This is a genomic window from Trichocoleus sp. FACHB-591 (assembly GCF_014695845.1).
Taxonomy (GTDB): Bacteria; Cyanobacteriota; Cyanobacteriia; order FACHB-46; family FACHB-46; genus Trichocoleus.
Genome location: NZ_JACJPA010000047.1, coordinates 38,313 through 58,075, shown reverse-complemented (window position 1 = coordinate 58,075; position 19,763 = coordinate 38,313). Strand labels below are relative to the sequence as shown.

18 protein-coding genes are annotated in these 19,763 nt (G+C 50.9%); 11 read left to right on the top strand and 7 right to left on the bottom strand.

Annotated elements, in window-relative coordinates; all coding sequences use genetic code 11:
• The first annotated feature begins 136 nt into the window (after positions 1-136).
• From H6F90_RS10485 to H6F90_RS10470, 4 genes are all read left to right on the top strand, one after another.
• Positions 137-550 carry a hypothetical protein gene (locus H6F90_RS10485; RefSeq protein ID WP_190443132.1) on the top strand — a complete coding sequence of 138 codons (414 nt, stop codon included), beginning with the start codon at positions 137-139 and terminating at the stop codon, positions 548-550.
• 329 nt (positions 551-879) lie between these two features.
• Positions 880-1,854: a fatty acid desaturase family protein gene (locus tag H6F90_RS10480; protein ID WP_190552426.1), complete on the top strand. Its 975-nt coding sequence runs from the start codon at positions 880-882 to the stop codon at positions 1,852-1,854.
• A gap of 74 nt (positions 1,855-1,928) precedes the next feature.
• Positions 1,929-3,239: a type III glutamate--ammonia ligase gene (gene glnT / locus H6F90_RS10475; protein WP_190552425.1), complete on the top strand. Its 1,311-nt coding sequence runs from the start codon at positions 1,929-1,931 to the stop codon at positions 3,237-3,239.
• A gap of 382 nt (positions 3,240-3,621) precedes the next feature.
• Complete coding sequence (locus H6F90_RS10470) at positions 3,622-4,344, top strand: alpha/beta hydrolase (RefSeq protein WP_190552424.1); 723 nt, start codon at positions 3,622-3,624, stop codon at positions 4,342-4,344.
• A 69-nt stretch (positions 4,345-4,413) separates the two neighbouring features.
• On the opposite strand, the gene H6F90_RS10465 is transcribed toward H6F90_RS10470, so the two are convergent.
• The 3 genes from H6F90_RS10465 to H6F90_RS10455 form a co-directional block, all read right to left on the bottom strand.
• Positions 4,414-5,298, bottom strand: coding sequence for an SGNH/GDSL hydrolase family protein (locus tag H6F90_RS10465; RefSeq protein WP_370587990.1), 885 nt, complete (start codon positions 5,296-5,298; stop codon positions 4,414-4,416).
• A gap of 384 nt (positions 5,299-5,682) precedes the next feature.
• On the bottom strand, positions 5,683-6,207 hold the full coding sequence (locus H6F90_RS10460; protein WP_190552422.1) for an HAD-IIIA family hydrolase: 525 nt from the start codon (positions 6,205-6,207) through the stop codon (positions 5,683-5,685).
• 293 nt (positions 6,208-6,500) lie between these two features.
• Positions 6,501-6,896, bottom strand: coding sequence for a tetratricopeptide repeat protein (locus H6F90_RS10455; protein WP_190552421.1), 396 nt, complete (start codon positions 6,894-6,896; stop codon positions 6,501-6,503).
• Positions 6,897-7,060: 164 nt separating this feature from the next.
• Between H6F90_RS10455 and H6F90_RS10450 the strand changes: the two genes are divergently transcribed.
• The 4 genes from H6F90_RS10450 to H6F90_RS10435 all read left to right on the top strand — a co-directional run bounded on the left by H6F90_RS10450 (position 7,061) and on the right by H6F90_RS10435 (position 10,388).
• On the top strand, positions 7,061-8,122 hold the full coding sequence (locus H6F90_RS10450; protein ID WP_190552420.1) for a tRNA-dihydrouridine synthase: 1,062 nt from the start codon (positions 7,061-7,063) through the stop codon (positions 8,120-8,122).
• Positions 8,123-8,166: 44 nt separating this feature from the next.
• Positions 8,167-9,033 carry a glycerol acyltransferase gene (locus tag H6F90_RS10445; RefSeq protein ID WP_190552419.1) on the top strand — a complete coding sequence of 289 codons (867 nt, stop codon included), beginning with the start codon at positions 8,167-8,169 and terminating at the stop codon, positions 9,031-9,033.
• Between the two features lie 301 nt (positions 9,034-9,334).
• Positions 9,335-9,949 carry a L,D-transpeptidase gene (locus H6F90_RS10440; RefSeq protein ID WP_190552418.1) on the top strand — a complete coding sequence of 205 codons (615 nt, stop codon included), beginning with the start codon at positions 9,335-9,337 and terminating at the stop codon, positions 9,947-9,949.
• Between the two features lie 112 nt (positions 9,950-10,061).
• Positions 10,062-10,388, top strand: coding sequence for a hypothetical protein (locus H6F90_RS10435; protein WP_190552417.1), 327 nt, complete (start codon positions 10,062-10,064; stop codon positions 10,386-10,388).
• 85 nt (positions 10,389-10,473) lie between these two features.
• On the opposite strand, the gene H6F90_RS10430 is transcribed toward H6F90_RS10435, so the two are convergent.
• From H6F90_RS10430 to H6F90_RS10415, 4 genes are all read right to left on the bottom strand, one after another.
• A complete protein-coding gene (locus H6F90_RS10430; RefSeq protein WP_190552416.1) occupies positions 10,474-10,785 on the bottom strand; it encodes a hypothetical protein in 312 nt (103 codons plus the stop codon).
• 57 nt (positions 10,786-10,842) lie between these two features.
• Positions 10,843-11,949 (bottom strand): catalase family protein, encoded by a 1,107-nt coding sequence (locus H6F90_RS10425; protein ID WP_190552415.1) that lies wholly within the window; start codon positions 11,947-11,949, stop codon positions 10,843-10,845.
• Positions 11,950-12,035: 86 nt separating this feature from the next.
• Complete coding sequence (locus tag H6F90_RS10420) at positions 12,036-14,996, bottom strand: ATP-binding protein (RefSeq protein WP_190552414.1); 2,961 nt, start codon at positions 14,994-14,996, stop codon at positions 12,036-12,038.
• Positions 14,997-15,009: 13 nt separating this feature from the next.
• Positions 15,010-15,243, bottom strand: coding sequence for a DNA-binding transcriptional regulator (locus H6F90_RS10415; protein WP_190552413.1), 234 nt, complete (start codon positions 15,241-15,243; stop codon positions 15,010-15,012).
• Positions 15,244-15,607: 364 nt separating this feature from the next.
• On the opposite strand from H6F90_RS10415, the gene H6F90_RS10410 reads away from it, so the two are divergent.
• The 3 genes from H6F90_RS10410 to H6F90_RS10400 are packed head-to-tail and all read left to right on the top strand — an operon-like array spanning position 15,608 to position 19,717.
• Entirely contained in the window at positions 15,608-17,002 is a 1,395-nt protein-coding gene (locus H6F90_RS10410; RefSeq protein WP_190552412.1) for an SWIM zinc finger family protein, read from the top strand.
• A complete protein-coding gene (locus H6F90_RS10405; RefSeq protein ID WP_190552411.1) occupies positions 16,999-18,549 on the top strand; it encodes a DUF5691 domain-containing protein in 1,551 nt (516 codons plus the stop codon). Before H6F90_RS10410 ends, H6F90_RS10405 begins: the two co-directional genes overlap by 4 nt.
• 4 nt (positions 18,550-18,553) lie before the next feature.
• A complete protein-coding gene (locus H6F90_RS10400; RefSeq protein WP_190552410.1) occupies positions 18,554-19,717 on the top strand; it encodes an AAA family ATPase in 1,164 nt (387 codons plus the stop codon).
• The last annotated feature ends 46 nt before the right edge of the window (positions 19,718-19,763 follow it).

Genomic DNA, 19,763 nt, shown 5'->3' with positions numbered 1-19,763 from the left:
TTCCGCTGGTCTAAGAAGGTTGTAAGAAATGGTGTCTATGCCAAACGGACTCTGTCTTAGGGCAGTTTGGCCTGTGAGATAAATGAAGTAGAAATTAGGATGATAAATCTCGTGAAAACTGTGTTCTATGAAATCAATGACTAAAGTCTTTTCTATAGTTGGACGCTGGACAGCTACTATTCTATTTTGTGCTTCAGCGATCGCTTTCGTTTGGCAAGGTGCGTTCTTCTCGAACACGAGCGCAATGGCCGCTCCTGCTGCCACCTTAATCGCGACAAGCGATACGGGTGAGCAAGTTAAGAAAGAAAACAAGAGTTTTGTAAAAGATGCGGCAGAGAAAGTGAAAGAAACTGCCAACAAAAATGCGAGTCGGGTTGAGGACGCAACTGATGGTAGCGCCAACCCAATCCAGCGCAAGGCTCAGAGAGATGTAGCTCGCATTGAGAAAAGAGCCGATGAAGATGCAGCTCGGACTCAAAAGGCGATCGACAACAACGTAAATGCAGTTGAACGTGCGGTTGACAGCATCAAAGGTGTCTTCGGTAAGTAGACAATAAATAGCAACTTCTTAATTAGAGAGCGATGGAGAACTGAGTCTAACTAGTTCTCCATCGCTTTTTTAATAGTCAGTTATGCAGCGCGGGCTTTGAAGCTGAGAATGGCACCGAATTAGAGAATGGCAGCGATCGCCCTTGTGCAATCTCTGGGTGACGTAGGCAGGATAATAACAACGGTTTGTAGCTATCCCAAGTCATAGCTTTATCTGGCAAACTCCAGACGGTAGCTTTTAGTACAACGAGCGATGAAGCGTGGGCGGTATACCAATACACGAAGCCTTAATGTGCTTTCCATCGTTTCTGTTGGGTTGGGCGAACAAGTATGTCTACGCTGGATAGGGCTATTTCTGCATCTGTGCCGCCGGATGCTTCTGAGTATGCGGAAGCCTGGCACTTAAAACCAAGTCCAATTTTGTCAGTGCAAGAGTTGCTGGAGTTGAATGAGCGATCGGATCGCCAAGGCTGGCAGCAATTGAGCAGACATCTAACGGTGATGGTGGCTAGTGGTGCCGTCTGGGGTTTGAGTTGGGGGCACTGGTGGGTAGCAATTCCAGCATTGGTGGTTTACGGTTTTAGTCTGGCGTCGATGTTTGCACCTATGCATGAGTGTGCGCATCGGACGGCATTTGTTAGTCACCCGGTGAATGATGCAGTGGCATGGCTAGCCGGGGTGTTGTCGTTCTACAACAGCACATTCTATCGGCGCTATCACAAGTGGCATCATCGCTATACCCAAATTCCGGGGAAAGATCCGGAGTTGGAGGATATCCCCCCAACCAACTGGATGAACTACCTCTGGCAGATGAGTGGCGTTCCTTGGTGGATGGGGAAGGGACGGAGACATATTCAGACTGCGCTCGGACAGTTTGAAGGATGTCCGTATATCTCTGAAACAGCGCGAGGAGAAGTGACGCGATCGATTCGATGGCAGTTGGCCGTCTATGGCGGCGCGATCGCCCTTTCCATCGCTGTTCAACAACCCTGGTTCTTCATCTACTGGCTGTTGCCACTGGTGGTAGGACAACCAATCTTGCGTTTCGTTTTGCTTGCAGAGCACACAGGTTGCACCCAGGATGGCAATCCTCTGAGTAATACACGCACCACTCTGACAATGTGGCCGATGCGATTGTTGATGTGGAATATGCCGTTCCATGCGGAGCATCATCTCTACGCATCGATCCCCTTTCATGCTTTACCTAAAGCCCACGAAAAGTTGGCAGGGCAGTTCACTGAAGTAAGACCAGGATATGTAGCAGCCAACCGTCATATTGCTGCTCGGTTTGATGAGGCTGCCTGAGTAGTTGGATCAGATGCTAGACGGTGGAGAACTGTCTTGCTCCAGTGCTAACCCTCTTTTTAGGAAAACCCCACATGACTCCAGCTCTGTCTGAAATCGCCCGTGAGCGCGGTATCCGCTATTTTTTGATCTCGTTTACCGATCTGTTTGGGACGCAACGAGCGAAGCTGGTGCCGACACCGGCGATCGATTCGATGGCAACTAGTGGTGCGGGATTTGCGGGGTTTGCCACTTGGCTGGATATGACGCCTGCTGACCCAGATATGTTTGCCCTGCCTGACACCAGCAGCCTGTTTCAATTACCCTGGAAACCGGATGTAGCCTGGATGCCCACAGATCTAGTGACACCCAAAGGGATATCGATTCAGCAAACTCCCCGTCTGGTGCTGAAGCGAGTGCTGCAACAGGCGCAGGATATGGGCTACAGCGTCAAGACAGGAGTAGAATGCGAATATTTTTTGTTGTCAGCCGATGGAGAAACGTTATCGGATTTGTGCGATCGCCAGACCAAACCCTGTTATGACCAGCAAGCCCTGATGCGGCGGTTTGATGTGATTGCTGAGATTTGCGATGCCATGCTCACTTTAGGGTGGGGAGCTTATCAAAATGATCATGAAGATGCCAATGGGCAGTTTGAAATGAACTGGACCTATGCTGATGCGCTCGTAACTGCCGATCGCCATGCTTTCTTTAAGTACATGGTGAAGGCGATCGCGGAAAAGCATGGGCTCCGGGCCACTTTCATGCCCAAACCCTTTGCCCAGCTCACCGGGAACGGCTGCCATACACATTTATCCGTTTGGGATGCAGTGGGTACTACCAACCTGTTTCATGATCCCGATGGAGAACTAGGGTTGTCCTCCTTGGCCTACCACTTCATCGGTGGGGTTCTCCATGCCGCCCCTGCTCTCTGCGCCTTCACCAACCCCACGGTCAATTCCTACAAACGCATCAACGCTCCTGCTACCCTCTCTGGGGCAACTTGGTCTCCCAATACGATTAGTTACAGCGGCAACAACCGGACCCACGCCATCCGCATCCCCGAACCTGGACGCTTTGAGCTACGTCTAGCCGATGGAGCTGCCAACCCCTATCTGTTACCCGCCGCCCTCATTGCCGCAGGATTAGATGGAATGGTGCAAAAACGAGATCCGGGTCCCCGCTATGACAACAACAATTACACTCAGCCCCTACCTCCAGACACGGCGAAATCTCTTCCTGGCAACCTTCTCGATGCCCTACGCCAGCTAGAAAATAACTCGACCTTGCACGAATCACTAGGAACAGAGTTTGTGCAGTCTTATTTGAAGCTGAAGCATCAAGAATGGCGTGACTACAGCACCCAAATCACTCCTTGGGAGCGAGAAACTACTCTGGATTGCTAAACTTCAACGGGTACAGCAAAGGATGAGATGTGAATTATGTCACTTCCATCGTTAATAATTCCAAGGCGTTGAATCCTCCGGAAGAACCAAGCCAGTAAACTTGAAACGGCTTAGGGTGGATATAGAGTTGCAGTCCTCCCTAGGAGCACCCGAAAAACAAAGACTAGTTCTTTGAGACCAATAATTTTTTAAGTGCGCTACGGCTGCGCTACTGCCCTCACTCGGAGGCTTGGCGATTGCAATGAGGAAAAACCACGCCTTATTTTTTAACTGGCCTGCTCACTGGACGAGACGACGGTTCGTGCGATTTGGGATCGTGGGGTGCGCTTTACCGACCGCGGTCTCTCAAATAACGCGTTGTGAAAATCAGAATTTATCAGTTATGGGAACTTCAAAGCAAATCGATTCAGCCGCTACAGGCCAACTACGGTCTCGACCAGAACAGCCTACAGTATTTGGAAAACCTGGGCTGCATCCTCTCCAGTTAAGTGAAAAAAGAGACGGTTTCCTTTATGTGCCTGCTAGCTATCGCGCCGATCGCCCCGCTCCTTTAGTGTTGATGCTACATGGTGCTGGAGGGGATGCTGAAGGAGCGCTGATTATCCTTCAGCAAATCGTTGATCCAGTCGGAGCGATTGTCTTGGCAGTTGACTCGCGGCGGCAAACTTGGGATGTGATTATGGGTCAATATGGGCCAGATATTGCCTTTATTGATCAAGCGTTGGCTCAGACCTTTAGCCGTTATGCCATCGACCCTCAGCGAGTTGGAGTAGCTGGGTTTTCCGATGGCGCTTCCTATGCTCTCTCCCTAGGCATCATGAATGGAGATTTATTCACCCATGTCCTCGCTTTTTCGCCGGGATTTATGGCTCCGATTCGGCAAGCAGGCGATCCACATATCTTCGTCTCTCACGGAACCCAAGATAAAGTACTCCCAATTGATCGTTGTAGCCGCAAACTGGTGCCGCAACTAAAAGGAGCTGATTACAACGTGCTGTATCAAGAATTTGAGGGACCGCATACAGTCCCAACGGCGATCGCCCAAGGAGCCTTGGAGTGGTTTATTCAGACCGAGCCAACCCAAGCAAATCCCAACCAAAGCTAAGCCCTTCCGGATGCAGTAAGGCGATCGATGGAAGGACTTAGCAGCTTCAAAAAAGTAGAAATAGAAATTTTATGGCAGCAATGCTGAGCGGGGGCTGGCTATTCCCTCAGCTTGAATGGTTGAGAAGGCCGCTTCACCCAAAATTCGATGCGCTGCTGTGGTGGGGTGAATGCCATCCCAAAACAAAAACTGATTAGGATTGCCACAAGCATTAGAACCTGCTAAACATCCACTAGTGACATTGGCGAAGCCAAACTTGGTTGGATTGCTGATAGCTTCTCGGTAAAGTGTGTTGGCATCTAGAGTTGCAATCTGTAAATCTGGATGTTGCTGAGTCAGCACTTTGAGCGATCGCCGTAAGCCTTGATTGTGGGTTTGGCTCAAGGCACTGAGAGTCTTAGCTTGGCCTCCATTCCGGGTAGAAGGAAGCTGCCCCAAGTCTGGTAGATTTGCCACTAAGATCTTTCTCGCTCCCACTTTGTTCAGCGATGCGATCGCCTGGGTAATATTCTGGATCGGGCCATTGGTGTTGCTGACTCCTTGCAAATAATCATTTGCCCCTGCCCACAACACGTACAGAGCTTGAGAATCTGCTTTTGGATGGGTTTGGGTAAATGAGTTGACTTGGCTCAGCAGCCCCGGAACTAAACTGCTGCGATCGCTGCTAGTTGTGGCCCCACCATAGGCGAAGTTGCTCGTCTGCGCATTAGATAAAGAGAGGCGATCGCCCAGATACTCCACCCAGACTCGACCATTTGAGTAGCGTCCTTGGTAATACGTGGGACGAGGCGGATACATCCCTCCAGTTGCCCGAAACACAGTGCCTACATCTGAAAGGCTGTCTCCAAACACATAGAGCTGATTAATGGGAGTGGAACCTTGAGTAGATAGTGTCAGTGCAACCATAAAACCCAAAAACGCCAGAATTACTGCTAAAAGTCCTTTTTTTATCACGTTCAAAATCTTCCTATTCAAACCTTCTGCTCAGGAGAGCTAGGTTGGATTACCCAAATTGGAGCCTGTAAGCATCCTGGAATCGCCCTTGACACTTGCTCTACTCTAGCCATTCCGCTAGTAAGTGCGGAGGAGACAAACCGTACTAAATGGAGAGGATTGTTCTACCCTGTAGCACTACAGCTAATACCAATTCCTAAGCGGTGACTTACTAACAGACTTCCGGTCCAATATTCATTCAGAGTCTCAGGGACGTTTACAGGCGGTGCTGCCCCAGTCACCCGTAAAAGGAAGATTGAGGGAGAAATCTACTTGGAACAGTATCTATCTGACAAAGATGGCTCAGTTGAGATCTAACTCTCTGGTTGAATTGGGCGATCGCGGTTAAATCTTCAAAGCCATCTCAGCTCGATGTCTTGCTATCCAGGCCCAAGCCCACTGAAAAGTTATGCCTGCTCGTTGGGCGGCTTGTTCGTCTTCGGGACGATCACCCACATACAAGCAGTTTTCTGGTAAGTGATTGTGTCTAACCATCGCCAACTTCAGCATTCCAGGATCAGGTTTGCGATACTGACGGAACCATTTCGTTATGCTGTGGTTGTGGACATTGTGGCGAGTCACCCGGAAGCACTTTCTGCCTTCAAAGTCAGGACAGAAGTAGATTTCTTTCAGTTGAGGAATGAGTTGCAGAGTATATTGCTGCTCTTGGATGCATTGCTTGATAGATTTGTGCCCAGCCGCAACACCGCCTTGGTTGGTGATGCCTACGATGAGCCAATCTGCGGGATAGCTCTGGATCGCTAGATCTGCCCCAGCAATGATTTGTTGGTCTTGGGGGTGCTGCAAATATAGCTGTCCCTCTAAGGGTTCGCGGATGGTGCCGTCGAGGTCGAGAAGAAGAAGGCTCATAATAGGAAAACTGCGATCGCCGAAACACTTAGACCAACCGCAAGCTCAATTGCTGTCAGCCCTACTTTCTATACTGATAATTTGCTCAGCTCAATTCATCAGCCCTAAGGAGAGATCGCGCTTGGTAGCTAAGCCTACAGGCTCTATCACTACCTAAATAAATGCCAATCGCTCAGGGTGCAGTTTGGGCTCACTAATCAAGCTTGGCAGATTACTCAATGTAGCGATCGCCCTGAGTAACTTGTTGAGTGACCTGTGCCTTGCCTAATTTGAGTGAGCGTTCTACGAGTGGCTCAGGCAAAGGGAGTCAATTTTTTCTTCAGCCAAATGTCTGCCTTGGCATGGAGATAGCAAGGATCAGGATGTAAGGTAATGGCTTGATCATAGGCAGCGAGGGCCGAACCATACGCTCCCATCTCTACCAACAACAGACCTCGGTTGAACCAGGCTTGGTGATATAGCGGATTTATGAACGTGGCTTTGTCGTAGCAAGCTAGGGCTTCTGCTTGTCGCCGTAAGGCACTGTAGGCATTACCTTGGTAATTCCAAGTTTGGCAGTTATTCGGCTCTAAACTTAAAGCAATACCAAATGCTGCGATCGCCGCTGGGTATTGCTCAGCTGCACAAAGATCGCAGCCTTGCGCTTGCCACTGTGCCGCAGAGTTAATCTCTAGTTCTGCTGAAGTCATGCGATCGCCCACTCAATTCAATCCGTTCTCCTCCATTATGCCGAATATGCAGAACGGCAGCGCCAACCAACCAGATCGGTGCAGATCGATTCCTGATAGGATGATTCAGGTGATTCAGTCTTGAGACAATATCCACCCTCCCAGCCTTGCAAGCGAACCTGTAAATGTCACTTTCTCAGATCCTGCCGTTGTCAACTTGTCCGGGACTTAGCTTAACAGCCCTAGCTCCCATGCAGGATGTGACCGATTTACACTTTATGAGCGTGCTGGCTCACTATGGCTGTCCCGATTATTTCTTTACCGAGTACTTTCGCGTTCATCCTAGTTCCACGCTCAATAAAAAGATTCTGCGATCGATTACAGAAAACACGACGGGTCGCCCAGTCTTCGCGCAGCTGATTGGCGAGAGTATTCCTGACTTAGTGCGCATAGCCCGCGAGTTAAGCCACTATCCGGTTGCAGGCATCGACCTTAACTTGGGTTGTCCAGCTCCCAGAGTTTATCGCAAGAACGTTGGTGGCGGGCTGTTGCGTGACCCAGAGCAGGTGAAACGGATTCTGAGCGAGTTACGGGAAGCTGTGGCAGGACGGCTGACTGTCAAAATGCGGATTGGCTTCGACAACACAGATCACTTCGATCGCCTCCTCGACCTGATCAATCTATGCGACATCAACTTATTGAGCCTACATGGTCGTACGGTGAAGGAGAAGTATCATAGCGCCGTACACTACGACCTGATTGCCCACGCCGTCCAACAGGTTAGGTGCCCAGTGCTAGCCAACGGTAATGTGACCTCCGCCACCTCTGCCCTATCTGTTTTAGAGATGACAGGAGCCGCAGGAGTGATGATTGGTCGGGCTGCTATTCGTAACCCCTGGATTTTTCAGCAAATCCGCCAAGCCTTGAACGGTCAGCCTGTTTCTGGCGTTCCTCTCAGTGCCGTTCACGATTACATTGAGCGCTTGCGCCAAACTCAAACTGCGTCAATGGTGCCAGAGCGGGCGCGGGTCAGTCACATGAAGATGTATCTCAACTTTATTGCTCAAAGTGTCGATGTTGCGGGAGCCTTCTTAAGGGAGATGCGCCAAGCTCGGACGGAAACGGAACTGTTGGCAGTCTGCGATCGCCATTTATTAAGTAATCCAGAGACAGAATTTGCTTTGGAGCCATATCCGGGATTGGTCGCTCGTCCCACTTGTGAAACTCCCCAAGATTGCTGTGCTTGATACTTTATCTACTGATCTCAAATCATATGAATTTCTGGCAACAGATGACTTCATGGCTCGGTAGCGATGTCCGCGATCGCCAGGGTTTTCATCGCTTTGACGGTTGGTCCTTGAAAGATCGCGATCCTGAAGCGATCAAAGCTTGGATGCCGATCTGGGAATGGTTTTATCGTTACTATTTTCGGGTGGAAACCGAGGGATGGCAGCACATGCCAGCTAGTGGCAAGGTGTTAATTGTCGGCTCTCATAATGGAGGCTTGGCATCGCCTGATACCTCAATGGTCATGCTCGATTGGTTTCGGCGATTTGGCACTGAGCGTCCCGCCTATGCCTTGATGCATCCGACCGCTTGGCAAACTCCTATCTTTGCGGTTCCAGGGGCACAGGTGGGAGCGATTCAGGCTCATCCGAAAATGGCGATCGCAGCCTTGCAAGCCGATGCGGCTCTACTGGTCTATCCGGGAGGTGCCCAAGATATGTTTCGTCCCTACAGCTTGCGCCATCGCATTCACCTGGCAGGACACCGAGGCTTTATTAAGCTAGCCTTACGAGAGTCAGCGCCGATTGTGCCTGTGGTTTCTCATGGGGCGCATGAAACGCTGATGGTTTTAGGCGACTTTTATGAACAGATGCAGCAATTTCATCAGTGGGGATTTCCTTGGCGACTGGATGGCAACACTGGAGTATTTCCTATCTACTTGGGGCTGCCTTGGGGAGTGGGAATCGGTCCGTTGCCTAACTTCCCTCTGCCAGTGCCAATTCAAACCCGTGTCTGTGCGCCAGTCGTCTTTGAGCGTTATGGACGAGCCGCTGCCTGCGATCGCGCTTATGTCGATGCCTGCTACGAACAAGTACGAGCCCACATGCAAAGCGAATTGGATGATTTAGTTGCGCGCCAAAATCGACCCTGATTTAACCTGTTTTACCCCACGGTGTAACGTAGGAAATTAGAACAACTCACTAAAAAATATCGTTGGTTAGCGCTTCCTGGATCAAAGGTCAGAAATGTCAATGTCTACTGTGAGATCAGGACTATCTCAACTATTGAGCCAGGGATTTAGCAGAAAGAGCAAAAGCAGGGAGAGCAAAACCTCTAAAGCCTTTTCTAGAAGTTTGCTGCTCCTCCCAGTAGTACTCTTTGCTTGCACTGCCCCTAGAGCGGATCAACCTCAGCGTCCAGAAACAAGCACTGCTGTAGCGACAAAACAGCCTATGGAGTTGGTTGAGAATTCTTCAGTCGCCAGTCACAAACAGAAAGCAACCTATTCTCTCGTGATTCACCGCAGCGATAAGCGCCTGGAAGTACTCAACAGTCAGGGCGGTCGCCTGTACGAAGCCCCGATCGGGATTGGGCAGGGTGGCCTGAAGCAGAAACAGGACATGGCTGACCTAGTAACGCCGACGGGTGAGATGACAGTAGACCTAATTCTCTACAAAAAATCTGCCTACAACCAAATCACGAGCCAGAATGTACAGCGTTTCGCTCAAAATCCCCAATTTCGTCCCTTGGTAAGTCAACCGCAAGGCTTGGTCCAGCTATTCCAAAACATGAGTCGGCTTGACTTTGATGGCAATGGTAGCCCAGACAAAGCCTATGGCGACGGGTATATCGGACTCACCTCAGAAACCACGATTACAGGGCCTAAGATGAGCACATTTGCCTCAACGCCTTACTGGTTCTCGATCGCCCTGCATGGCACTCCTAATCCTAAGAATATTGGTCAGGCGAATTCTGGTGGTTGCGTGCATTTGGCACCCGATACCTTGAAACAGTTGATTGAGCAGAAATGGGTCCAGCTCGGCACCGCCGTTAAAATTGTGGATTAAGCTAGGATGCTAAATCCGCAATTGTGGGAGCAATGTAACCTACCTCCCGATATAGGCACTGCCATGTGAACACCCATAACATTGAGCTTCAGTCGTATTTCAGGTAAGGCACATGTCATCTCAATTGAGCAGTAAGCCAGAAAAACTTGAGGCTAAGCAAAGTACATTGCTTGATCGCACCTTTCGAGACAGTGAAGGCAAGATCGTGATTGCTCAGATGCCCAATCTACCGCTCTTGGTTGGGTTGACAGCAACTGTCTTGCAATCCGTGCTTCCTAGTGGCAAAATTCAGACCGCATTCGATTTAGTCGCGTTTGGTGCTTTGTTTACTTGGGCCTGGCAGGAACTGTTTGAGGGAGTTAACTACTTTCGTCGAGCGCTTGGCTTGATTGTATTGTTGAGTATGCTGACGCTGGGACTTAACCTCGGTAGAGTGTGAATCCTGCCAGGAAGCTCACGCCGTGAGAAGTCTCGTTAGGTGTTGAGTCATTTTGGCGAAAAGCTGTATATCCAGTTGGCCTCTGTTACAGGGCATCAATCCGATGCAGTGACTCCATCAACTCCTCAATCTCCTCATCACTAGAGCATTGCTGCACCTGAGATTTGAACCACTCTAACTCTTCTGGTTCTGTATTTTGCCCTTGGTACACTAGCAGTGTTCCTGCCACCCGCGCCAAGGTGAGGGGTTCATGAGGAACGTGATTCAGCAGGGCATTAGCGTCTTCATATAGCTGTTCTGCTGCCACCTCATTCAGCGATTTCCCCATCTGTGCTGCAATTTCCTGCAAGCTTTGCTGAATCGATCGCTGAAGATCTGGGGGGAAAGAATAGTTCATGGTGTCTGGGTAAAGGATTTAAATGCTTTAGGATTCATCTTCTCTATCGCTACCCTTCTAATCAGGCATTTCCTCAATGCTGCGTGGTTCACCCTTCGGCTGCTGATTCATCTCATGACGGTATCGGCTGGAGGCTTCGTACACCTGCCTCCGGACTCGCTGGATTGAACCAAGCGGTCGATGCTCTGCAATGCAGTGCCAGGCGTTGAACGATAGCACTTCATCGACATAAACACGCCGCGCGGGACTAAATGCCTCCTGCACCGGAATTGTGAGCTTGGCGATCGCCTGATAGGGACTTTCCTGCTCGGACCACGGAATCGAGGCATCTTCGATCGGCATCGTCTCCAAATTGGTGCAAAGCTGGGCACGCAGTTCATACTCGGCAGGTTGCTGACGAAAGAAATCGACAATCAGATCGCGCAAAACTGAAGAATCACTGGTTTCGACCGTTTTACCTATAAGTGGCTGAAGACTATCTGAGATGGGAACAGCGCTAATTTTGGCAATATAGTCTCCATAGCGCAAGGCAGCAGTCGTGTAGTAAGTTTCTCCTAGAATGTGGGTTTCTGGCACCGTGATCCCCAACGCAGTCGGGTAGAGGTCTATTCCTACCTTTTTGGTGACGGCATTCACAGTGCGTAGGGCGGTGGTCAGAAGTTGTTGCGCCTCCTCAGGGGCTCGGACCACAACCTTTTCTTGAAGTAATTGCTCATTGAGGTAGCGAGCGACATTTCCCGATGGAAAAACCGGGCGGTTGATCATCAAAAAATCTTGGGTCAGTGCGTCTGGTTCAGAGCTAAATAACTTAGAACCTTCTACGCCAATCACCTTAATGGCCATACCCCGAAACGCAGACATACCATCGGGCATGATGTCACCGGGAGAGGTCGAGAAGCGAATCATCACAGGATAGGTTCGCGGTTCACGGAACAAGCCCTGCGCTAGCGGTGTAGGCAGGTTGTCATATATCGTTAGTTCCCCTTTGAGCCCACCGTGTCCTTTGGCATGGGCACCGCGCATAGCGTGCCGATGTTTGTCAAACACCTTTTGCCCCATGCGGCTAACCGAGTCTAAGGTTTCGTGAATGAGCTTGTCTTCGTCGGGTTGTTTGACTTCTACATCGTCCGAGTAGCGAACGTATTGTTCTCTGGGGCTGGGCATTAAGGTTCCTGGTCAGGTTGAGGGGATTATTCTAGACAGTCGTAGTTTAACAATCTGAAATGGAGTCTGCCTTCAAACAGATTGAATCAAGTAGATTGAATCAAGCTAGAAATTACTTCAATCAATTTTTTGGGTTCGATTGGTTTGGAGACATGCTGTTGAAACCCAGCTTGTAGCGCTTGTTGCTGGTTGAAGTCTCCAGCGTAAGCAGTCAGGGCGATCGCTGCAACTTGCCCACCTTGCTCTGGCGACAAGGCTCTTACCTGTTGCATCAGCATGTAGCCATTCATATCTGGCATCCCGATGTCACTCAGCAGTACATTTGGCCTGAAGCGGATGAGCATAGTCAAGGCTTCAGCAGCAGTCGTTGCGATCAGCACAGTGGCTCCAGCTTCCTTCAACACAAAGGCCACGAATTCTCGCGAATCCGGTTCATCATCCACCACCAAAACCTGAACCCCATGCAAATCGTAGTCAGATTCTGGTGACTGACGGTTCTGAGTGGCGATCGCCTGTGTGGGCATCAGTGGAAGTCTGACGGTAAAGGTAGCACCCATGCCAACTCCTGGGCTTTCGACTCCGACCGTGCCTCCGTGTAGTTCGACCAAGTGCCGCACGATCGCTAACCCTAATCCCAGCCCGCCAAACTTTCGTGTTGTAGTGGCATCAGCCTGCCGAAAGCTGTCAAACACATAGGGCAGGAAGTCAGGGACAATTCCCTGTCCAGTATCACTGACTGTAATGTAAGCGTATGAGTCTAAGCGCTCTAGCCGAATCCTGACTTGCCCTCCGTTTGGCGTGAACTTTACCGCATTGGAGAGCAGATTCCAAACCACTTGCTGCAACCGAGTAGAATCTCCAGAAACCAATCCCACATCTGGTTCAAGGCTGCTCTCAATTTGGATTGACTTCGCTTCTGCTGCTAGCCGTACCGTTTCCATCGCCGCTCGAATGATGAAGGTCAGATTAATCGAGCTAACTTCAAGGTTGAGCTTGCCTTGGAGAATCCGGGAAACATCGAGCAAATCTTCAATCAATTCCGATTGCAGTTGGGCATTGCGTTCGATGGTCTTCAATGCCTGCTGGGTTCTGGCTGCGTCCAGCTTGCCGTTCTGCAAGAGCCTTGACCAGCCCAAAATGGGGTTAAGGGGCGATCGCAATTCATGGGAGAGTACTGCCAAAAACTCATCTTTGAGCCGATTCGCGCGATCGGCTTCGACTCGGGCAGCTTGCTCACGGGTCAGGAGTTGTTCGCGTTCTGCCTCAGTATGTTTTTGCTCAGTGATGTTGAGTACAGTGCCAATAAAGCGTTGTGGCTGGTCGGTAGCGTCAAAGTAAACTTGTCCTTTTGCCGTAATCCACCGTTCAACCCCATCTTGAATCCCGATCGTGCGATATTCTACGCTATACTTGCCGCCGCTGGCTGGGTTCAAAGCTTGTTGCACTACTTGTTCTAGTCGTTCGCGATCATCAGGGTGTAGACCTGCAAAAAAGCTCTCAATGCTGCTCTCTGCTTCTGGGGGTAAGCCAAACATGGCTTTGCAACCTTCATCCCAAAGCAGTTGATTAGTGATCAGATCCCAGTCCCAAGTCCCTAACTGGGCAGATTCGATCGCCATGCGGAAGCGGTTTTCACTGTCGCGCAAGGCTGCTTCGGTGCGGGCCCGATCGACTGCTGCCCAAGTCCGCTCGGCGACTTCTTCTACTAAAGCCACTTCGTCTGGTGTCCAGTCTCGTGGTTCAGCCATGTGGACTGCTAGTACCGCCACAAATTCGTTACCCTTGACCAGCGGTATGCCGATGTAGGCTCCAATCTGGATCGCAGCGTAGGCTGACCGTTGGGCTGGGGATAGGTTGGGATCGGTTGCCACATTGGGCATGGACACCGTACGACCCGCACGGAACGCCGCAAGCAGCTTGGGTCCAAATGAATCAATGGGATAGCCACCAGCGATCGCGTCGGCACCGTTGACGTAGTCACGCTCAACCACGTAATCAGCACCGCAAACCTCGAAGTAGGCCACGCGGTTCGCACCGAGATATTCACCCAGCACTCGGCTAGCTGTAGCCTGAACCTCCACTGGGTCAGCAAGTGGGCGTAGGGTATCGGTCAGAGCAACCCGGAAGGCATCAAACTCGGCAGCACGCCGTGAAACTTCTTCTGCTCGTTTGCGTTCACTGATGTCATTGAACAGAACTGCCACCTTGCGCTCGTGCGGCTCACCGACCCGGAAGGCGTAAATATCAAAAAAACGTCCCAGCGCCTCAGCAGAGTTCTCAAAACGTACCGCTACACCTGTTAACGCAATTTTGCCGTAAATCTCAAACCAGTATGCGTCATGCTCTGGGACTAATTCGCGCATTGTTTTGCCAATCGCATCCACCAGTCCCGTGTGTTTCTCAAACAGCGGGTTAGCTTCCAGGAAACGGTAATCGTCTGCTTTTCCGGTTTCATCAAACAAAACTTCGATTAGGCAAAAGCCTTCATCAATCGACTCAAACAGCGATCGATACTTTGCTTCCGATTCGCGCAAGGCTTTTTCCACCTGCTGGCGTTCGTCTTCAGCGCGTACGCGATCGCTAATGTCTCGCGAGATGCACAACAGCCTTTCAACTTGCCCACTTGCTCCCCGAATAGGGCTAATTTTGTTATCCCACCACTTAGGCTCGCCGCTCAGCGTTGGACGAAATCCTTGAAAAGTGCAAACTTTACCCGCTCTAGCCTTCGTGATCGCCTGGATTGCCACAGCCTGAGTCGATCCTTGCCAGAACTCAGTCCAGGATGTATTCAGAAACGGCGTAATGTCCTGGATGCTAAGCAGCGCTTGCCCTCGCGGACTCATGAACAGAATTCGCCCCTCTAAATCCAGTACCTTGATGCAGTCATCGCTACTTTCAAGAATCTGCTGATCAAAATCCTGACTTTGGCCTAGTGCCATTGTTGGCTCTACCTGTTTAGCTTCAGCGATGTCCTGAGTGGTGTTTTGAGTGATGTTTTGAGATAAATACTTGTTAGAAGCGACAGAGCGACGAAGGCTATCAGTCATACAGTCTCCATCCTTACTCTGAAAAGTATTTGGCGAGCAAATCTTTGCCAGTTTCACCCATCTGATGCAGCAATTGTTTAATCTGCTTCAACGCGATGGGTAAGGGCTTGGTTCGCCCATTTTCCCAGCGATTGACGCTCTGAAATGAAACTCCTAGCTTCGCGGCAAACTTGACTTGGGAGAGTGCTAGCCGTTGTCGCGTTTCTCGCACGAGATCCGCTAGCTCCGATGCGGCGATCGCAGGCATAAGGCACAAACCATAAAACAGCATTCACTAGCTATACCACGTGGTATAGAAAGCCTTCTCCCTCAGAAGACACAGGAAATACGTTGCTATCTCGTCTAAGGAATACTCGTTACAGGAATAAAGTCGAGATCGTTCTTATTTTTGTAACTGTTGGCATTACTGCTTGCCGAGGAATTCCACAGTAATGAAGTAAAGGATGCGGAGGCCCTTTGGTAGAGAGCGAAGCAATTTGGGTTTACTGTTGATCAGAATTATGCGTTTGACCCATCTGGTGTTAACAAAACCGATGTGTTCTAAGCGTTTGGAGCTTTTTCAGAGCCACCTATTTCCTCACCTATTTTGGTAAGCGTTGGAGATCCCGCTGATGTCTGCGACCTGGACCGCTGAGCAAATCTTGGCCCTAGCCCCCGATGCGAGTTCTGCTAAGAACGGCAAAGGCTTAGCGAGCATTCGCAAATGGGTTGTGTTGGGCCAAGCGGAGCTAGCAGTTTGGGGAGAATGTCAAGGCAGTGGCAAAAATCCCTATCGAACGCAGATTGACTTGAGCGAACCCGCGTTTCAGTGCAGTTGCCCCAGCCGTAAATTTCCTTGTAAACATGGCTTAGGGCTGTTTCTGGTCTGGGCCGAGCAATCCACTGCCTTTAGTGTTGGCACGCCGCCGTTCTGGGTTGAAGAGTGGCTGAGTTCTCGCCAACAGCGTCAAGAAAAGCGCACGCAAAAACAAAAACAAGAGCAATCCAAACCGATTGATGTGGCTGCACAAGCGAAGCGGGCTAGCGATCGCGCGGCTAAGGTCACGGCTGGTATCCAAGATTTGCAACTGTGGCTTTATGACCTAACCCGTCATGGGTTAGCGACGGTGCAACAAAATTCTTATCAGTTTTGGGACATGCCCGCAGCTCGGCTGGTAGATGCCCAAGCGCCCGGATTGGCTCGACAACTGCGCGAAATGGCAAGCATTCCGTCTTCGGGGTCAGGGTGGGCAGAACGATTGCTGAGCCGTTTAGGAAAACTTCACTTGCTGCTAGAAGGGTTCCAGCGCTTGGAGTCGTTGCCTCCTGGAACTCAGGCTGATATCCGCAGTTTAATTGGCTGGACCCAAACTCAAGACGAGTTATTGGCAGAGGCGATCGCGACAGAGCTACCCAGTGAACTTCAAAACCCAAGGCGTGATGGTTCAAAAGAGGTGCTGCGTGACCATTGGTTAATTTTAGGACAATATCACTCCGAAGAAGACCGTTTGCGAATTCGGCGGAGTTGGCTTTGGGGGCAGGAAAGCCAACACAGCGCCCTATTGCTCGATTTTGCTCATGGGAATCAGCCGATGGATGCCAGCTTGATTGCGGGCACGGTTTTGGATGCAGAATTGGTGTTTTATCCTAGCGCTTATCCGCTCCGAGCCTTGCTCAAAACTCGCCACCATGCCCCAGCTCCGATGCAGGAGATGCCAGGTTATCCAACGATCGCGATCGCCTTGCAGGTTTATGCTCAGGCAATGAGCTGCAATCCCTGGCTAGAGAGGTTTCCAGTTGTGCTCCAAGCGGTAACTCCAGTCTGTGAAGGCAACCATTGGTTTGTGCAGGACTCCGAGGGGCGGTTCCTCAAGCTTAGCGATCGCTTTTCTGGAAGCTGGCAATTGCTGGCCCTGAGTGGAGGACATCCGGTAGCGCTGTTTGCCGAATGGGAAGGAGAGACGCTACTGCCGCTCAGCGTTTGGACAGAAAACAAATTCTATGTTTTGAAGGGTGGTGCCCTATGACTTCGCTTTGGGAAGCCCTTGTAACAGCGGCTCTTTTGGGCACAGAGCGCCAAGCGTTTACTCCGCCTGCTGAGGCTGGCTTGCTGGGTGAATTGCTCTCGCGTTTAGATGCTGCCAACCCGGAAGCGGCTCTACTCAGCGCGGCGGCGACTGTCTCTTTGCATCAACAGGTGGGGCAATTGCCCGCGATCGCGCGTCAGCCTTTACCCACGGCTTGCGACTTAGACGACCTACCTCGGTGTAGTCCTCAATCGGGTCATCACCTGAGCCTGATGCTGAGCGGAGAGTACGCCAAGGTTTTACCAGAGTGGTTAGCGGCAGTAGCGGCGGTAGGGCAGCGGGTACCAGAATCTAATTTGCCTGCTTTGCTGGATTTGGGCCAGCGCAAAACTGATTTACAAACCGCAATTGCTCCTGTTCTTGGCAAGCGAGGGCAATGGTTAGCAGCGCAAAACCCAGATTGGAATTTTGTTACGGGGACTGAGGAGGATACAAGTTGGGAGACGGGCAATCGGGCTGCTCGAAAAGCTTTGCTGAGTCGCTGGCGATCGCAAGATCCAGAACGCACCCGCAATGCCCTAGCAGCCACTTGGAAACAAGAAACTGCCGCCGAAAAAGCAGCCTTTCTGGAAACTTTTTCAACCCAGTTGAGCTTGGCAGATGAACCTTTTCTAGAATTGGCGTTGAGCGATCGCAGCAAGGATGTGCGTCGGGTTGCCGCTGATCTGTTGGCGAGACTACCCGACTCCCGCCTCTGCCAACGAATGACAGAACAAGTCCACCGTTACATCCAGATTGGGTCAAACCAGACTCTAGAAGTCACCCTGCCTGAAGCGCTTGATCCTGAACTGCTCCGAGACGGAATTGAGCCAAAAGTACCCTATAACTACTCGATGGGTGAAAAAGCCTGGTGGCTGTTGCAGATTGTAGCGGCCACTCCCTTAAGCGTTTGGACTCAAACCCCATGCACTCCAGAAGCTTTGGTGCAAGCTGCTGAACAGGGTGAATGGATGCCTGTCTTTTGGAGCGGCTGGAAGCGAGCAACTATCCGCCAGCGATCGCCGACTTGGGTGCCTGCGCTACTAGAAGTCTACCTAGCGACAACCCAAGATACGGCTTATCTCCAGGATGAAGACTTACAACAGCTCATGGCGCTTTTACCTCAAGCTGAGCAAGAAGCGTTGGCGCTCAATCACTTGCAGCTCAAAGGGATAGAAGATTCAGTAGCATTGCGACTGTTATATCAAATGCGCTCAGCCTGGAGTATCCAACTAGGCCGAGCGGTGCTGGACGCGCTCTATCAATACATCACTGTCTTGGAAGCACAACCCTTATGGCACCTGCTAGAGGCTTTGAAAGAATTTGCCCTTTGGATATCTCCCTCTTTGTTGGCCGAAGCCGTCCCCTTAGCCGCAGCTATTGAGAATCGTAGCAACTGGGTTGCTAGCACTGATCAAGGTTGTTGGTCTAGAGAAATTGAGAAATTCTTAGCGCTGCTTCAGTTCCGGCAAGACATGTTACAGGCCCTTACCCAGCAATCGGAGTGAAACCATGACAGACAGCAAGCAAACTACCAAAACCCGCATCTCGAAAAAAGCCGCAACGGTCGAAGCCAGTCCCGCGATCGCTTCGGCACAGACCACCTTATTGCGAGAGCACGCCGAGCATCAGTTCGCCCATGAACTGGATGAACTCGCCAAACAAGATACGCGCCAGCGTCCCCCCAACTGGAAGCTCTCTCCCTGGGCTGTCTCTACCTATCTACTAGGCGGCATCCTCGATAACGGGTTTGAGGTGTCTCCCAAGTACATCGGCAATCGTCGTGTGATTGAAATTGCGGTGGCCACCTTGACCACCGATCGCGCTCTGCTCCTTTATGGGGTTCCAGGAACGGCAAAATCTTGGGTTTCCGAGCATCTATCTGCCGCGATCGCAGGTGACTCAACGCTCTTGATTCAAGGTACAGCGGGAACCAGTGAAGAAGCGATTCGCTACGGCTGGAACTATGCACGACTGCTAGCCGAAGGCCCCTCCATGCAAGCCTTGGTTCCTAGCCCCATGATGCGCGCGATGGAGATAGGGCAGATTGCCAGAGTTGAAGAACTAACCCGGATTCCCTCAGATGTGCAAGATACGCTGATTACGATTCTTTCGGAAAAGACGCTACCCATCCCAGAACTGAATACCGAAGCACAGGCAACCAAGGGATTTAACGTAATTGCCACGGCTAACAATCGCGATCGCGGTGTGAATGAACTCTCTAGTGCTTTGAAGCGTCGCTTTAACACCGTGATTCTGCCCGTTCCAGATAGCGCCGAGGACGAGGTTAATATTGTGCAGCGTCGGGTGACTAGCTTAGGCCGCGCCTTGGAGTTACCCGCCGAACCGCCCGCCCTCGAAGAAATTCGCCGAGTTGTCACTATTTTTCGAGAGTTACGCAATGGCGTGACTAGCGATGGCAAGACCAAACTGAAATCTCCCACAGGCACTCTGAGCACGGCGGAAGCCATCTCCGTTGTCAGCAGCGGCATGGCGTTGTCCGCCCATTTTGGAGACGGCAGCTTAAACGCTAGCGATCTCATGGCAGGTCTGGTTGGAGCTGTGATTAAAGACCCAGTGCAGGATCAGGTGGTCTGGAAGGAATATCTGGAGACAGTGGTGAAAGAAAGAGAGGGGTGGAAAGATCTCTACCGCGCTAGCCGAGAAGTGATGTAGCGCGATCGCTGCTTGAGATCTCCAGAAAAACTGACCCCCTTGAGTT

What these genes read in the sequence shown, in the direction of transcription:
- H6F90_RS10415 (WP_190552413.1), bottom strand. Translation starts at nt 15,243, where the DNA reads ATGCCTGCGATCGCCGCATCGGAGCTAGCGGATCTCGTGCGAGAAACG.
- H6F90_RS10400 (WP_190552410.1), top strand. Translation starts at nt 18,554, where the DNA reads ATGACAGACAGCAAGCAAACTACCAAAACCCGCATCTCGAAAAAAGCC.
- H6F90_RS10470 (WP_190552424.1), top strand. Translation starts at nt 3,622, where the DNA reads ATGGGAACTTCAAAGCAAATCGATTCAGCCGCTACAGGCCAACTACGG.
- H6F90_RS10435 (WP_190552417.1), top strand. Translation starts at nt 10,062, where the DNA reads ATGTCATCTCAATTGAGCAGTAAGCCAGAAAAACTTGAGGCTAAGCAA.
- H6F90_RS10480 (WP_190552426.1), top strand. Translation starts at nt 880, where the DNA reads ATGTCTACGCTGGATAGGGCTATTTCTGCATCTGTGCCGCCGGATGCT.
- H6F90_RS10445 (WP_190552419.1), top strand. Translation starts at nt 8,167, where the DNA reads ATGACTTCATGGCTCGGTAGCGATGTCCGCGATCGCCAGGGTTTTCAT.
- H6F90_RS10455 (WP_190552421.1), bottom strand. Translation starts at nt 6,896, where the DNA reads ATGACTTCAGCAGAACTAGAGATTAACTCTGCGGCACAGTGGCAAGCG.
- H6F90_RS10460 (WP_190552422.1), bottom strand. Translation starts at nt 6,207, where the DNA reads ATGAGCCTTCTTCTTCTCGACCTCGACGGCACCATCCGCGAACCCTTA.
- glnT (WP_190552425.1), top strand. Translation starts at nt 1,929, where the DNA reads ATGACTCCAGCTCTGTCTGAAATCGCCCGTGAGCGCGGTATCCGCTAT.
- H6F90_RS10405 (WP_190552411.1), top strand. Translation starts at nt 16,999, where the DNA reads ATGACTTCGCTTTGGGAAGCCCTTGTAACAGCGGCTCTTTTGGGCACA.
- H6F90_RS10420 (WP_190552414.1), bottom strand. Translation starts at nt 14,996, where the DNA reads ATGACTGATAGCCTTCGTCGCTCTGTCGCTTCTAACAAGTATTTATCT.
- H6F90_RS10485 (WP_190443132.1), top strand. Translation starts at nt 137, where the DNA reads ATGACTAAAGTCTTTTCTATAGTTGGACGCTGGACAGCTACTATTCTA.
- H6F90_RS10430 (WP_190552416.1), bottom strand. Translation starts at nt 10,785, where the DNA reads ATGAACTATTCTTTCCCCCCAGATCTTCAGCGATCGATTCAGCAAAGC.
- H6F90_RS10410 (WP_190552412.1), top strand. Translation starts at nt 15,608, where the DNA reads ATGTCTGCGACCTGGACCGCTGAGCAAATCTTGGCCCTAGCCCCCGAT.
- H6F90_RS10440 (WP_190552418.1), top strand. Translation starts at nt 9,335, where the DNA reads ATGGAGTTGGTTGAGAATTCTTCAGTCGCCAGTCACAAACAGAAAGCA.
- H6F90_RS10450 (WP_190552420.1), top strand. Translation starts at nt 7,061, where the DNA reads ATGTCACTTTCTCAGATCCTGCCGTTGTCAACTTGTCCGGGACTTAGC.
- H6F90_RS10425 (WP_190552415.1), bottom strand. Translation starts at nt 11,949, where the DNA reads ATGCCCAGCCCCAGAGAACAATACGTTCGCTACTCGGACGATGTAGAA.